This window comes from Vibrio harveyi (assembly GCF_030060435.1).
GTDB classification, from domain to species: Bacteria; Pseudomonadota; Gammaproteobacteria; order Enterobacterales; family Vibrionaceae; genus Vibrio; species Vibrio harveyi.
This window is the reverse complement of record NZ_CP125875.1, coordinates 2,764,485-2,777,430: the sequence shown is the minus strand read 5'-3', so window position 1 is coordinate 2,777,430 and position 12,946 is coordinate 2,764,485. Positions and strand designations below refer to the sequence as shown.

Sequence of the window (12,946 nt, the reverse complement as noted above, 5' to 3'; positions counted from 1 at the left end):
ATCGGTTATGCGCTCAACTGTTCCTTACGAGCACGACGTTTTTGGTTCAGGGCAAGTACCAGCAAAATCATCAAACAAGGGATAAATACCCACTCTTTCATCGGTCGATCGGCGTCTTGAACTACCGATTTGATCTCCCAATCGAAGTCGATACCAGAAGATTCTGCCGGGCTGCCAAATTCAACCATGTCTACGATCATTTTGCCGTCGTTCTCGGTCAGCATTAGACCCATTGAAGAAATACGCTCTTCAGCGGTTGCCGCTTTATCTTCGAACGGAAGACGTACCGTTTTCTCTATGTAATCGCCTTCTAAGTTTTCACCAGCGACACGTAACTCTAGGGATTCTCCTACATTTAGCCCTTCTGTGATTTGAGCTATCTCAACACCAGGGGAAAGAACTTTCGCTGGGTAGAGCATGTCCCACCAGAAACCAGGGCGGAAGAAAGAGAACGTTAATACTAATAGTAGGACCGTTTCCCACCATTTGTTACGTGTGAACCACCAACCTTGCGTCGCCGCAGAGAAAATCAACATGGCAATGATTGAAGAGATTACGGTCAGCGCTAAGTGCCACCAAGTGTCGATCCCCATCAATAGAAGTTGAGTGTTGAAGACGAACATAAATGGCAGGATCGCAGTTCGAATATCGTAGGTAAAGCCTTGAATACCAGTACGAATCGGATCTGACTTGGCAATTGCAGCAGCTGCAAATGCAGCCAAACCTACTGGAGGGGTATCGTCAGCCAATATACCGAAGTAGAACACGAATAAGTGCACCGCAATCAGTGGGATGATCAAGCCATGAGCTGCCCCCAGAGTTACGATAACCGGTGCCATTAGTGTTGATACAACGATGTAGTTTGCAGTTGTTGGCAGACCCATACCCAGAATCAAACTGATAACCGCAGTAAACAGCAGCATGAGTATGACACTACCGCCAGAGATGAACTCGACGAAGTCTGTCATCACCAAGCCAATACCAGTGAGGGTGACCACACCAACTACAGTGCCTGCCGCTGCTGTTGCGACACCGATACCGATCATGTTACGTGCGCCTGAAACCAAGCTCTCTGCGAGGTCAACAAAGCCGTCTTTAGTTTGTTCAACCAAGTCACCTTGTTTTGACAGTAATGCGATCAATGGGCGTTGCGTCAGCAAGATAAAGATCATGAATACCGTTGCCCAGAATGCCGATAGACCCGGAGAAAAGCGTTCAACGGTCAAACACCAAACCAGTACGACGATAGGCAATAGGAAATGTAAGCCAGATTTAATTGTTGGACCTGGATCTGGGACCTCAGTGAGTTCCGCATCAATTTCGATTGCACCATCTTTGGCGTGGTTGGCTGAAATCTTCACCAGACCGACGTAAGCAATTAATAACGCGATGGTTACGATGGTTGTAGCAGCATCGCCAAATACGTCTTTAGTCCAACCCACACCGTAGTAAACCAAGGCACTGATAACGCACAAACCGAGAATAGTGCCAGTAAATGACAATAGGCTTTGTAGCATTGTTGGGTTGTGGCGACGAGGAAGCCCTGTCATGCCAGCTTTACATGCTTCTAGGTGAACAATGTAAATCAAGGCGATGTAAGAAATCAGTGCTGGAAGTAGAGCAGCTTTGATGACTTCAACGTAAGAGATACCGACGTACTCTACCATCAAGAATGCCGCTGCACCCATGATAGGTGGTGTGAGCTGACCGTTAGTAGAGGCTGCAACTTCAACAGCACCCGCTTTTGTTCCAGGGAAGCCAACTCGCTTCATCAATGGAATCGTAAACGTACCTGTCGTTACTACGTTAGCGATGGATGAACCTGAAACTAGACCGGATAGACCTGATGCAACCACTGCGGCTTTCGCTGGACCACCTTTCATGTGACCAAGCAGTGAGAAAGCAACTTTGATGAAGTAAGCACCAGCACCTGCGCGTTCTAGCATGGCACCAAACAGTACGAACAAGAATACGAAAGACGTTGATACGCCGAGCGCTACGCCGAATACACCCTCTGTTGTTAACCACAGATGCGACATTGCTTTGTTTAGGCTTGCGCCTTTATGAGCAATAACATCTGGCATGTATGGACCAGCGAAGGTGTAAGTCAGGAATACGGCTGCAACGACCATCAAAGGGGGACCAAGTGCACGACGTGTTGCTTCAAGCAACAATGCCATACCAGTGACTGATACCACGATATCGACAGTGGTTGGTGCGCCTGAACGGCCGGCAAGCTCAGTGTAGAAAATATAAATGTAAGCTGCCGCAAAACTGCCCGCTAGTGCCAATATCCAGTCAATCAAAGGGATATGATCACGCGGAGAGTTTTTCATTGCTGGATAAGCAGTGAAAGCGAGAAAAGTAGCAAAAGTTAAATGAATTGCTCGCGCTTCAGTGTCATTGAGTACGCCAAAATTAAAAATAAATGGTAGCGGAGAGGCATACCATAATTGAAATAGCGACCAGCACAGTGGTACGAACCATAGGATTCGACCTTGCAAGCCCATTGGGCTACGCGCACCTGTGTCTGCCTGAGCCACCATCTCTTGCACATCTTGTGACGGAGTGTTGTTCGTCGCCATGTACTTTTTCCTTATTATTGATGGTCCTGTCTGTTTTGTGTTTCGAGAACCTCGCTTCGCTATAACAGTGTAGTGAATAGAGCGAAGTTTGCTTTCGATTGAACCGCGATAACCCTTAAACTCATTGAACGATGAGAGTGGTAAAGGTGCGTTTTCTTTTTCTTAGGTATGAGCGCGACTTCCGAAAGAAATCGGCAGATTGCATAAAGCAAATTGAACAAAGTATGCTGATGGGGCTGTCCCGCCAGCATACTCAATCAGGCAGAAAGCGATCCGTTTCTGCCTGAGCTTGAAGTCAGTAGTTGCTTACTTAAGCAGACCTACTTCTTTGTAGTATTTCACTGCACCTGGGTGAAGAGGGATAGAAAGACCAGCTTTCACCATGTCTTCTTTCTTCAGGTTTGCAAATGCAGGATGTAGACGTTTGAATGTGTCGAAGTTTTCAAACACCGCTTTTGCCACGTTGTAAGCGACATCATCAGAAACGTCTGATGTTGTTACCATTGTTGCCGCAACACCAAAGCTGTTTACGTCTTTGTCTGTACCACGGTACATACCAGCAGGTACTGTGCTAAACGCGTAGTAAGGGTTTTCAGCAACGATCTTGTCGATCTCTGGGCCTGTCGCAGGGATCAGTTTCGCGTCACAAGAGGTTGTTGCTTCTTTGATTGAACCGTTCGGGTGACCAACCATGTAGATGAACGCGTCGATCTTGTTGTCACATAGAGCTTGTGAACGCTCTGAGCCTTTAAGCTCTGATGCTAGCTTGAAGCTGTCGTTAGTCCAGCCCATTGCATCCATCACTACACCCATTGTTGCGCGGTCGCCAGAACCTGGGTTACCGATGTTTACACGTTTACCTTTCAGGTCTTTAACGTTTTCGATACCAGAATCTGCACGTGCAATGATGTTAAAAGGTTCTGTGTGAAGAGAGAACATTGCGCGTAGTTTTTTGTACGGACCTTGTTCAGCAAACTTGCTCGTACCGTTGTAGCCGTGGTACTGCCAATCCGATTGCACGATACCAAAGTCTAGCTCGCCAGCACGGATTGTGTTGACGTTGTAAATTGAGCCGCCAGTCGATTCTACTGAACAACGAATGTTGTGATCTTTACGACCTTTGTTTACCAATTTACAAATAGCACCACCAGTAGGGTAGTAAACACCTGTAACAGAGCCAGTACCGATAGTAATAAACTCTTGAGCGTTAACTGCGCCTGCGCCCATAACTGCTGCAGCGATAGCGCCTACTTTAAGAAGTTTGTTAAATGCCATGAATTTCCCTTCCTTATATTCATTATTAACCCGGAAATAACCATAAATTACTTCAGGAGTTTCCTATTTGGAAACGGCATCTTTTCCAATCCAATCGTTTGAAAAAGCGAGCGAATCATAACAAAAAATTGGCAGAAAATTATCCGATTGTTAAAAGTTATAGCGAATAAGTCTAAATGTTGCGACTGAGAGTGGAGATAAATTTGCAAGTTAATTCTTTCTAGAACAAATACTTATGATGAGTTTGAGAAGAGGTGTTAAAAAAACCAATAGCGTGATGTTGATCACAAAATTGCTGGGTGAAAAATAAGCTGTAAAATCAAAAAATTTACATTTTTAATGGGCTACAAAATTCAATTAATTTCATAGCCCACAAACAGTTACTTAGCCTGTGTATTCGAAAAGTTCACACACAGATTTGAACAGTTGTTCTGTAGATACTGGCATTGTTGGGGTAATGAAGATAGTGTCATCGCCCGCAACGACACCAAGAATACCCTCAGATTTGCCAAGAGAGTCAAGCAAGCGTGCGATCAGTTGAGCAGCACCTGGACCTGTATGAATGACAACCAAAGCGGCGTTATGATCAATATCTAATACCAACTCGCGTAGAGAGCTGCTCACTGTTGGTACACCTAGCTCAGCAGGCAGACAGTAAACCATCTCCATTTTTGCGTTGCGTGTACGGACAGCACCAAACTTGGTTAGCATGCGAGAGACTTTAGATTGGTTGATGCTTTCAAAACCTTGTTGTTTTAGTGCATCAACGATTTCGCCCTGTGAGCCAAAACTCTCTTCTTTTAATAAGGCTTTAAAAGCGCGAACTAAGTTATCTTGTTTTTCTGAATTGCGCATAGTCGTTATGATTCTCTTATCAAGGGTCAGCAATTTTGCATATTCTCGCATAGATATTCATGCAGTGCCAAAAAGTCACGACATTATGTTAATTCCATCACTGTAAACCCTAAACAGGATAGGATTCTTTAAGTATGAAATTGTTGACCTATTTATTGTGTTGAATTTCTTGTCATTTCAACAGAATAAAAGAATAATCAGACCTTTGTTTGTAGCACGGTAACAGTGAGTTGCGCGAGGTCGCAAAGCTGGCGTTAATTGATTGTAATCAAGTTGTGATTCCGATAGCTTTATTTCAGCTGGTTACAAAATACCCTACGAATACGTTTATAAGAGAAATACTCTCAAGGAGAACTACATGAAAGTAGCCGTTATTGGTGCCGCTGGCGGCATCGGTCAAGCACTGGCCCTTCTACTTAAGAACCGTCTTCCTGCAGGTTCTGATTTAGCCCTATACGATATTGCTCCAGTAACTCCTGGTGTGGCTGCTGATCTTAGCCACATTCCAACTCCAGTTTCTATCAAAGGTTACGCTGGTGAAGATCCAACGCCTGCACTTGAAGGTGCGGACGTGGTGCTAATCTCAGCTGGTGTGGCTCGTAAGCCTGGTATGGATCGCGCGGATCTGTTTAACGTAAATGCTGGCATCGTTAAATCGCTAGCAGAGAAGATTGCCGTTGTATGTCCAACAGCATGTGTAGGTATCATCACTAACCCAGTGAACACAACGGTGCCAATTGCTGCTGAAGTGTTGAAAAAAGCAGGCGTTTACGACAAGCGCAAGCTGTTTGGTGTAACGACGCTAGATGTTATCCGTTCAGAAACATTCGTTGCTGAGCTAAAAGACAAAGATCCAGGTGATATCCGCGTGCCTGTTATCGGTGGTCACTCTGGCGTAACGATTCTTCCTCTACTTTCTCAAGTTGAAGGTGTTGAGTTCACGGCTGAAGAAGTAGAAGCTCTGACGAAGCGTATCCAAAACGCAGGTACAGAAGTTGTAGAAGCAAAAGCGGGTGGCGGTAGTGCAACTCTGTCTATGGGTCAGGCGGCATGTCGCTTTGGTCTAGCGCTAGTTCGTGCTCTTCAAGGTGAAGAAGGTCTGATCGAGTGTGCATATGTTGAAGGCGATAGCGAGCATGCTCCTTACTTCGCGCAACCTGTGAAGCTAGGTAAAGATGGCGTAGAAGAAGTTCTAAGCTACGGCGCATTAAGCGACTACGAGAAGTCGGCACTTGATGGCATGCTAGAAACGCTAAATGGTGATATCAACATTGGTGTTGAATTCGCAAAATAAGCGTCTCTACATGTAAAGCATGTAAACAAGACAAATAGCAAAGAAAGCCGATCTTAGGATCGGCTTTTTTGATCCTTTCTTTTGGCTTGCCGTATCAGAGTCAGAACCAAACAACTTTGTGAAGGAGAAGATGATGGAAGCGAGTCGAATCCGTAAAGGTATGGTTGTAGAGTGTCAGCAAGGTGTTGGAACCATCTTGGTCGTTGATCAAGAAGCTGAAACCGTTCTATTGGCGAAGCAGGGGTCAGAAGAGCAGCTTGCGGTAAGCTTTGATGAAATAGAAGACAACCCACAGTTGCATGGTAACTGCGATCAATATTACTAAGGTCTGTTACCAGTAAAAGATAACAAAAAGGAAGAGCATGGCTCTTCCTTTTTACTTTTGGGTCTTTCTTTTTTGTTAGCTAGTGCGCTTCACAGACATATGAGCGAGTGTAATTAGTGCTTGCTTATAGTCGGATTCAGGCAGTACCGCCAACTCAGCAATGGCTTTATCGGCTTCTTCTAACGCTTTTTGTGTTGTGTACTCAAGAGAACCAGCTTGCTGCATAACCGTTAAGATATCTTCTAGTCGATCCATACCGTTAGCTTTCTCGATAGCTTCACGAATCATCGCTGCGTTATCTGGCGTGGTATTGCGCATCGCATGCAATAGAGGAAGCGTTGGTTTGCCTTCAGCCAAATCGTCACCAACATTCTTACCCATATCCTCACCGTCTGACGTATAGTCCATCACGTCATCGATCAGTTGGAATGCGGTGCCAAGGTATTTGCCGTAGTTTTGCAATGCCACTTCTACTTCTTCTGGTGCGTCATTTAAGATGGCACCAATCTGCGTTGCTGATTCAAACAGACGCGCAGTTTTTGAGTAGATGACCTGCATATAGCTTTCTTCAGTCGTGTCAGGATCATTACAGTTCATTAACTGCTGAACCTCACCTTCTGCGATCACATTAACTGCATCACTCATCAGTTTAAGGATCTTCATTGATCCTAGCTCAGTCATCATTTGAAATGAGCGAGTATAAATAAAGTCCCCAACTAACACGCTCGCGGCATTACCAAACGCAGCATTCGCTGTCGCTTTACCACGGCGCATGTCAGATTCATCAACTACATCATCGTGCAACAGAGTCGCAGTATGGATGAACTCGATAAACGCCGCAGCCATGGTATGACCGTTACCTTGGTAACCAAGAGCACGAGCTGACAATATCGCCAGAAGTGGTCTCAGGCGTTTGCCTCCACCACTCACGATATAGAAACCGAGTTGGTTGATTAAAGAGACATCAGAATTTAGTTGGGCTTGAATTGTTTCATTCACTTTTGCCATGTCATCGGCAGTAAGCGCTTGGATAGTTTTAAAATCCATCGTATATCCGGCTGAAGTTAGACCCTGCAAGGCTTATTCGATTTATATAATTGTCGAATAATACACTAAAAAACGTTGATTAATACATTACTAAAGGGCATGATTGCCGCACTTTTCTTTGGCGATTAGCTTTTCGCCAATTTTTTCAAAATATGGCTTGTCATAGGGGCATCTCTTCTGTAGAATCTGCGCCCTATTGATGATTAGTTTAGCGCACACCCTCATGAAAAGGCTGTGCGGAAAAAGCGGAGTAAAATATGTACGCTGTTTTCCAATCTGGTGGTAAACAACACCGTGTAAGCGAAGGTCAAACTCTTCGTTTAGAGAAATTAGACGTTGAAACTGGTGCAACTGTAGAATTTGATAAAGTTCTTCTTGTTGCTAACGGCGAAGACATCAAAGTTGGTGCTCCTCTTGTAGAGGGCGGCAAAGTTGTTGCTGAAGTTGTACAACACGGTCGTGGCGATAAAGTTAAAATCGTTAAGTTCCGTCGTCGTAAGCACTCTCGTAAGCAACAGGGTCACCGTCAGTGGTTCACTGAAGTGAAGATCACTGGTATCAACGCTTAATCTATTAGGAGAGTTTAACAATGGCACACAAAAAAGCTGGTGGTTCTACTCGTAACGGCCGCGATTCAGAAAGCAAACGTCTAGGTGTTAAGCGTTTCGGTGGTGAATCTGTTCTTGCAGGTAACATTATCGTTCGTCAACGTGGTACTAAGTTCCACGCTGGTAACAACGTAGGTATCGGTAAAGACCACACTCTATTCGCTCTTACTGAAGGTAAGGTGAAGTTCGAGGTTAAAGGTCCTAAGAACCGTAAGTTTGTAAGCATCGAAGCTGAGTAATTTTACCTTTTTGGTTAATTACTAAAGCTTTATAGCTGAATTCAAAAGCCCTGCCGATTCGGCGGGGTTTTTTATTTGTAGCAGTCGGCATATTCAAGTTTCTCGTTTTAGCCCATCGCGGTTGGAATCTGGGAGCTTAGATCTGTCATCTGCTAAAATTGTTTGATGGCAAATCAGATTTAATCCACGCACGAAGTAGTCGGAGTAAAAGATGAAGTTCGTAGATGAAGCGGTAGTAAAAGTTCAGGCTGGTGACGGCGGTAGCGGCGTTGTAAGTTTCTGGCGTGAAAAATTCATCACTAAAGGTGGCCCTGATGGTGGCGACGGTGGTGATGGTGGTGATGTATACATCCAAGCCGATGAAAACCTAAATACCCTGATCGATTACCGTTTCCAACGCTTTTACGAAGCAGAACGCGGTGAAAACGGTCGCGGCGGTAACTGTACTGGTAAACGTGGTAAAGACATCACACTTCGCGTGCCAGTAGGTACTCGCGCAGTTGATATCCACACTAACGAAATCGTTGCCGAAGTAGCAGAACACGGTAAGAAAGTGATGGTCGCTAAAGGCGGCTGGCACGGTCTTGGTAACACGCGTTTCAAATCTTCAGTAAACCGCGCACCTCGTCAGAGAACGCTGGGTACTAAAGGTGAAATCCGTGAGATCCGTTTAGAACTGTTGCTATTGGCTGATGTTGGTATGCTTGGTCTGCCTAATGCAGGTAAATCAACCTTTATCCGCGCAGTATCAGCAGCAAAACCAAAAGTGGCTGATTACCCATTTACTACGTTAATCCCAAGTTTGGGTGTAGTGAGTGTCGTGCCTGAGAAAAGCTTTGTTGTTGCAGACATTCCAGGTCTAATTGAAGGCGCAGCTGACGGTGCTGGTCTAGGTATTCGCTTCCTTAAGCACCTAGAACGTTGTCGTGTGTTGCTGCACATGATCGATATCATGCCAATCGATCAGTCAGATCCAATCCAAAATGCCCTAACTATCATTGATGAGTTAGAGCAGTACAGTGAAAAACTAGCAGGCAAACCTCGTTGGTTAGTTTTCAACAAAACGGATCTGATGCCTGAAGAAGAAGCGAATGAAAAGATCCAAGAGATCTTGGATGCGCTAGGTTGGGAAGACGAGTACTTTAAGATCTCGGCGATCAACCGTAACGGTACAAAAGAGCTTTGCTACAAGTTAGCTGACTTTATGGAAAACCTACCTCGCGAAGAGGAAGAAGTTGCTGAAGAAGATAAAGTTAACTTCATGTGGGATGACTACCATAAAGACGCGATCGCTGGTAAAGACGTTGTTACTGAAGACGACGACGATTGGGATGACTGGGACGATGAAGAAGACGACGGTCACGTTGTTTACGTCCGCGACTAATCGCTAGCTAATTCACTAAGCCGCAATGTGTATTGCGGCTTTTTTTGTATCTAAATCATGTTTAGTAGATGTGATTTACGGCACAATAATAAATTATACCCAAGTGACTTCAAGGCGAAGGAGTCAGAGCGAGTCGATGACACGCTTACAAAGGGCGAGTTGTCTTGGCTTGTGCACTTTGTTGTCGATTTTTAATTTAGGTTCACTAAATCCTTAAATCGCTGTGCGTCTACAACCCAAGACATTCTTGCTGAACCAAACGTCTTGAGGTTACTTGGGTATAAATGGACTTAGGAAGTATTTATGACACTGGAAGCTATACCGTCTTGTACTACGACGGCATCCAATCAAAGAGCCATCTCTCGGCTTGTTGCCCAAGCAGGGCAAATGTTATTAGCCCATGGGGCAGAAAGTACGCTGGTTAGTGACATTATGCAACGCATTGGCATTGCATGCGGTGTGAGTGACGTTGCGGTGGCATTATCAGCCAATGCTTTAGTGGTGACGACCGTAAAGGACGATCACTGCATCACCACCACAAGAAGCTGTGCGGATCGTGGCATTAATATGCGCGTGATAACTCAGATCCAACGCATTTGTATCATGATGGAGCGTGGCTTACTTGATGTGAAAATGGCGCAGAAGAAGCTCAATAGTATCAGTCCTGAGCGCTATAACCGTTGGTTAGTTGTATTTATGATAGGGCTTTCCTGTGCGGCATTCAGTCATTTGGCTGGAGGTGATTTAGGGGTGTTTGTCATGACTTTTCTTGCTTCTGCTGGCGGTATGATCGTGCGACAAGAAATTGGTCATCGACACTTTAATCCCCTTCTCAATTTTGCTGTTACGGCCTTTGTTACGACGTTGATTTCAGCTCAAGCGGTTATCTTCGAAATTGGTAACTTGCCGACTGTTGCCATGGCGTCTTCCGTATTAATGCTGGTTCCAGGCTTTCCATTGATTAACTCGGTTGCCGATATGTTGAAAGGGCATATCAACATGGGCATTGCACGATTCACTATGGCGAGTTTGCTTACTCTAGCTACTTGTCTTGGTATTGTTGCTGCAATGGAAGTAACCGGTATTTGGGGATGGATGAGCTAATGAGTGTATTTGAGCTGATTTTAGGGCTTTTAAACGACATGTTCTTTGCCGCTATTCCTGCGGTTGGTTTTGCTATGGTCTTTAACGTGCCACAAAAGGCACTTAAGTACTGTGCGGCAGGTGGTGCGATCGGTCATGGTAGCCGTTATCTAATGATGCACTTTGGCTTGCCAATTGAATGGGCGACCTTTTTCGCGGCGACTTTAGTGGGCTTGATAGGTGTTCACTGGTCCCATCGCTTTCTGGCTCATCCAAAAGTATTCACTGTGGCTGCTTTAATCCCTATGGTTCCAGGGGTATTCGCTTATAAAGCCATGATAGCCATGGTTGAGATAAACCACTTAGGTTATTCGCCTGAACTCATTGCGACGTGCATGGAAAACTTTCTTAAGGCGATGTTTATTATTGCAGGCTTAGCGGTTGGCTTGGCGGTTCCGGGGCTGTTATTCTATCGCCGCAGACCCATAGTATAAGGACCCAATATGATCATCAGCATGATTGCCGCGATGGCAGACAATCGAATTATCGGTAAAGACAACCAGATGCCTTGGCATCTTCCTGCAGATTTTGCATGGTTTAAGCGCTGCACTATGGGCAAGCCTGTTGTGATGGGACGTAAGACCTATGAATCGATCGGGCGTCCTCTACCTGGTCGTTTGAACATTGTCATCAGTCGTGATGAGTCACTTTGTATTGAAGGTGTAACAACTGTCACATCGATTGAGCAAGCGTTAGACGTTGCGGGTGAGGTGGAAGAGGTGATGATCATTGGTGGTGGTGCGATTTACGCAGCTTGTCTGCCAATGGCAACCAAGTTGTATGTGACTCATATCGAAGCTGAAATTGAGGGCGATACTCAGTTCCCACAATGGAGTAGTGAGTTTAAAGAAACGTACTCTGAGGCATACCAAGCAGATGAGAAAAACGCTTACAACATGCGCTTTACTGTCCTTGAAAAGTAATCGGATAGAATGAGAAAAGCACCGCAAACGCGGTGCTTTTTGTTTTCTAGTCCGGCAATCAGAGCCGTTAACTGAGAGCTTCTTGAATGAAGACTTGTTTGTCTTCCCAACGAATCATAGTTAGTGAGCCACCCCAAACGCAGCCCGTATCAAGTCCAATAATGCTTTCATCGATATGACCTTGCAGTGCCGCCCAATGCCCAAAAAGTACCACTTTTTCTAGAGGGATTCTTTGCGGTAACTTAAACCACGGCACCAGTTCATCCTCTGATACTTCTTGCGGTGGCAATTTACAATCCATATCCAGTCGCCCGTCAGGAAAGCAGAAACGCATACGGGTAAAGGCATTGATGGTATAGCGATAGCGATCAAGTCCCGATAGGGATTCATCCCAAAGATCAGGTTGGTTGCTGTACATGTTTTCTAGCAGCCAAGGTAATTGTTCACTTCGAATGATCGCTTCCACTTCACGGGCACAGGCTCTGGCGGTTTCAAGATCCCATAGCGGAGAGATACCGGCATGGCACATTACAAACTCATCGTGTTCTGCAAGCAGTGGTTGTTGAGCGAGCCAAGCCAGTAATTCGTCTTTGTCTGGGGCAGAGAATATGGGTGCGGTTTTGTCTTTATCTTTGACCTTTTTGAGTCCTTGCGAGACCGCCATAAGGTGCAGGTCATGATTACCGAGCACGACTTTAGCACTGTCACCAAGAGAACGAACAAAGCGCAGTGTTTCTAATGATTTAGGACCTCGAGCGACAAGGTCGCCAGCTAACCAAAGTTGGTCATGTTCTACAGAAAAATTAACTTGCTCTAATAGCTGTTGAAGCTCGTCAAAACAGCCTTGGATGTCACCAACAATGTAGTTAGCCACAGAGTCTCCTGATTAATTTAAGACGTTAGGAACAGCCAAGCGGAATGGATCAATCTCAGTGATGAATTCCTGTCCTTTTTCATCCAGTAACATGTAGTGTCCCTGCATGACACCAACTGGTGTTTCTAACGCAGTGCCACTGCTGTAAGTATACTCGTCATTACCTGCGATAAAGGGTTGTTGACCAACGACACCTTCTCCCTCTACCGTCATTTGTTTACCGTTGGAGTCGGTAATCAACCAGCGACGACTGACTAATTGTACCGTTTGTTGGCTGAGGTTTTTTATTGTGATGACGTAAGCGAACACATAGCGTTGTAGCTCTGGATTGGACTGTTCTTCGATGTATTTGGTATGAACTTGAATCTTAATGCAAGGTTGAATGACGTCCATG

The 12,946-nt window shown here is 45.2% G+C and carries 14 protein-coding genes; 8 read left to right on the top strand and 6 right to left on the bottom strand.

Annotated elements, in window-relative coordinates; all coding sequences use genetic code 11:
• Positions 1-5: 5 nt before the first annotated feature.
• The 3 genes from QMY49_RS13085 to argR all read right to left on the bottom strand — a co-directional run bounded on the left by QMY49_RS13085 (position 6) and on the right by argR (position 4,715).
• A complete protein-coding gene (locus QMY49_RS13085; RefSeq protein ID WP_026000312.1) occupies positions 6-2,585 on the bottom strand; it encodes a TRAP transporter permease in 2,580 nt (859 codons plus the stop codon).
• 306 nt (positions 2,586-2,891) lie between these two features.
• A complete protein-coding gene (locus QMY49_RS13080) occupies positions 2,892-3,860 on the bottom strand; it encodes a TAXI family TRAP transporter solute-binding subunit (protein WP_009698854.1) in 969 nt (322 codons plus the stop codon).
• A gap of 384 nt (positions 3,861-4,244) precedes the next feature.
• Positions 4,245-4,715: a transcriptional regulator ArgR gene (argR, locus tag QMY49_RS13075; protein WP_005430583.1), complete on the bottom strand. Its 471-nt coding sequence runs from the start codon at positions 4,713-4,715 to the stop codon at positions 4,245-4,247.
• Between the two features lie 358 nt (positions 4,716-5,073).
• On the opposite strand from argR, the gene mdh reads away from it, so the two are divergent.
• Both mdh and QMY49_RS13065 read left to right on the top strand, forming a co-directional pair.
• Positions 5,074-6,009 carry a malate dehydrogenase gene (gene mdh / locus QMY49_RS13070; RefSeq protein WP_283311917.1) on the top strand — a complete coding sequence of 312 codons (936 nt, stop codon included), beginning with the start codon at positions 5,074-5,076 and terminating at the stop codon, positions 6,007-6,009.
• 133 nt (positions 6,010-6,142) lie between these two features.
• Positions 6,143-6,334 (top strand): hypothetical protein, encoded by a 192-nt coding sequence (locus QMY49_RS13065; RefSeq protein WP_005430528.1) that lies wholly within the window; start codon positions 6,143-6,145, stop codon positions 6,332-6,334.
• 75 nt (positions 6,335-6,409) lie between these two features.
• Here QMY49_RS13065 and ispB read toward each other — a convergent pair whose 3' ends face one another.
• Positions 6,410-7,381 (bottom strand): octaprenyl diphosphate synthase, encoded by a 972-nt coding sequence (ispB, locus tag QMY49_RS13060; protein WP_005450493.1) that lies wholly within the window; start codon positions 7,379-7,381, stop codon positions 6,410-6,412.
• Positions 7,382-7,638: 257 nt separating this feature from the next.
• Here ispB and rplU point away from each other — a divergent pair, with 257 nt between their 5' ends.
• The 6 genes from rplU (at position 7,639) to folA (ending at position 11,678) form a co-directional block, all read left to right on the top strand.
• Positions 7,639-7,950, top strand: coding sequence for a 50S ribosomal protein L21 (gene rplU / locus QMY49_RS13055; RefSeq protein WP_000271393.1), 312 nt, complete (start codon positions 7,639-7,641; stop codon positions 7,948-7,950).
• 20 nt (positions 7,951-7,970) lie between these two features.
• Positions 7,971-8,228 (top strand): 50S ribosomal protein L27, encoded by a 258-nt coding sequence (gene rpmA, locus QMY49_RS13050; RefSeq protein ID WP_005383095.1) that lies wholly within the window; start codon positions 7,971-7,973, stop codon positions 8,226-8,228.
• 211 nt (positions 8,229-8,439) lie between these two features.
• Positions 8,440-9,612 (top strand): Obg family GTPase CgtA, encoded by a 1,173-nt coding sequence (gene cgtA / locus QMY49_RS13045; protein ID WP_005450476.1) that lies wholly within the window; start codon positions 8,440-8,442, stop codon positions 9,610-9,612.
• A gap of 303 nt (positions 9,613-9,915) precedes the next feature.
• Complete coding sequence (locus tag QMY49_RS13040; protein ID WP_017817252.1) at positions 9,916-10,716, top strand: threonine/serine exporter family protein; 801 nt, start codon at positions 9,916-9,918, stop codon at positions 10,714-10,716.
• Complete coding sequence (locus tag QMY49_RS13035; RefSeq protein WP_009698851.1) at positions 10,716-11,189, top strand: threonine/serine exporter family protein; 474 nt, start codon at positions 10,716-10,718, stop codon at positions 11,187-11,189. Before QMY49_RS13040 ends, QMY49_RS13035 begins: the two co-directional genes overlap by 1 nt.
• A 9-nt stretch (positions 11,190-11,198) precedes the next feature.
• A complete protein-coding gene (gene folA, locus QMY49_RS13030) occupies positions 11,199-11,678 on the top strand; it encodes a type 3 dihydrofolate reductase (protein ID WP_029788826.1) in 480 nt (159 codons plus the stop codon).
• 67 nt (positions 11,679-11,745) lie between these two features.
• Here the strand turns inward: folA and apaH are convergent, their stop codons facing one another.
• Positions 11,746-12,552, bottom strand: coding sequence for a bis(5'-nucleosyl)-tetraphosphatase (symmetrical) ApaH (gene apaH / locus QMY49_RS13025; RefSeq protein WP_283311913.1), 807 nt, complete (start codon positions 12,550-12,552; stop codon positions 11,746-11,748).
• Positions 12,553-12,564: 12 nt separating this feature from the next.
• The gene (gene apaG, locus QMY49_RS13020) at positions 12,565-12,945 is read right to left on the bottom strand and encodes a Co2+/Mg2+ efflux protein ApaG (protein ID WP_005450471.1); all 381 of its coding nucleotides are present in this window, start codon (positions 12,943-12,945) and stop codon (positions 12,565-12,567) included.
• Between the last annotated feature and the right edge of the window lies 1 nt (position 12,946).

Excerpts from the sequence above, each read along its gene's own strand:
- QMY49_RS13065 (WP_005430528.1), top strand. The coding sequence starts at position 6,143 with ATGGAAGCGAGTCGAATCCGTAAAGGTATGGTTGTAGAGTGTCAGCAA.
- argR (WP_005430583.1), bottom strand. The coding sequence starts at position 4,715 with ATGCGCAATTCAGAAAAACAAGATAACTTAGTTCGCGCTTTTAAAGCC.
- ispB (WP_005450493.1), bottom strand. The coding sequence starts at position 7,381 with ATGGATTTTAAAACTATCCAAGCGCTTACTGCCGATGACATGGCAAAA.
- QMY49_RS13040 (WP_017817252.1), top strand. The coding sequence starts at position 9,916 with ATGACACTGGAAGCTATACCGTCTTGTACTACGACGGCATCCAATCAA.
- QMY49_RS13085 (WP_026000312.1), bottom strand. The coding sequence starts at position 2,585 with ATGGCGACGAACAACACTCCGTCACAAGATGTGCAAGAGATGGTGGCT.
- apaG (WP_005450471.1), bottom strand. The coding sequence starts at position 12,945 with ATGGACGTCATTCAACCTTGCATTAAGATTCAAGTTCATACCAAATAC.
- folA (WP_029788826.1), top strand. The coding sequence starts at position 11,199 with ATGATCATCAGCATGATTGCCGCGATGGCAGACAATCGAATTATCGGT.
- QMY49_RS13080 (WP_009698854.1), bottom strand. The coding sequence starts at position 3,860 with ATGGCATTTAACAAACTTCTTAAAGTAGGCGCTATCGCTGCAGCAGTT.
- QMY49_RS13035 (WP_009698851.1), top strand. The coding sequence starts at position 10,716 with ATGAGTGTATTTGAGCTGATTTTAGGGCTTTTAAACGACATGTTCTTT.
- mdh (WP_283311917.1), top strand. The coding sequence starts at position 5,074 with ATGAAAGTAGCCGTTATTGGTGCCGCTGGCGGCATCGGTCAAGCACTG.
- rplU (WP_000271393.1), top strand. The coding sequence starts at position 7,639 with ATGTACGCTGTTTTCCAATCTGGTGGTAAACAACACCGTGTAAGCGAA.
- cgtA (WP_005450476.1), top strand. The coding sequence starts at position 8,440 with ATGAAGTTCGTAGATGAAGCGGTAGTAAAAGTTCAGGCTGGTGACGGC.
- rpmA (WP_005383095.1), top strand. The coding sequence starts at position 7,971 with ATGGCACACAAAAAAGCTGGTGGTTCTACTCGTAACGGCCGCGATTCA.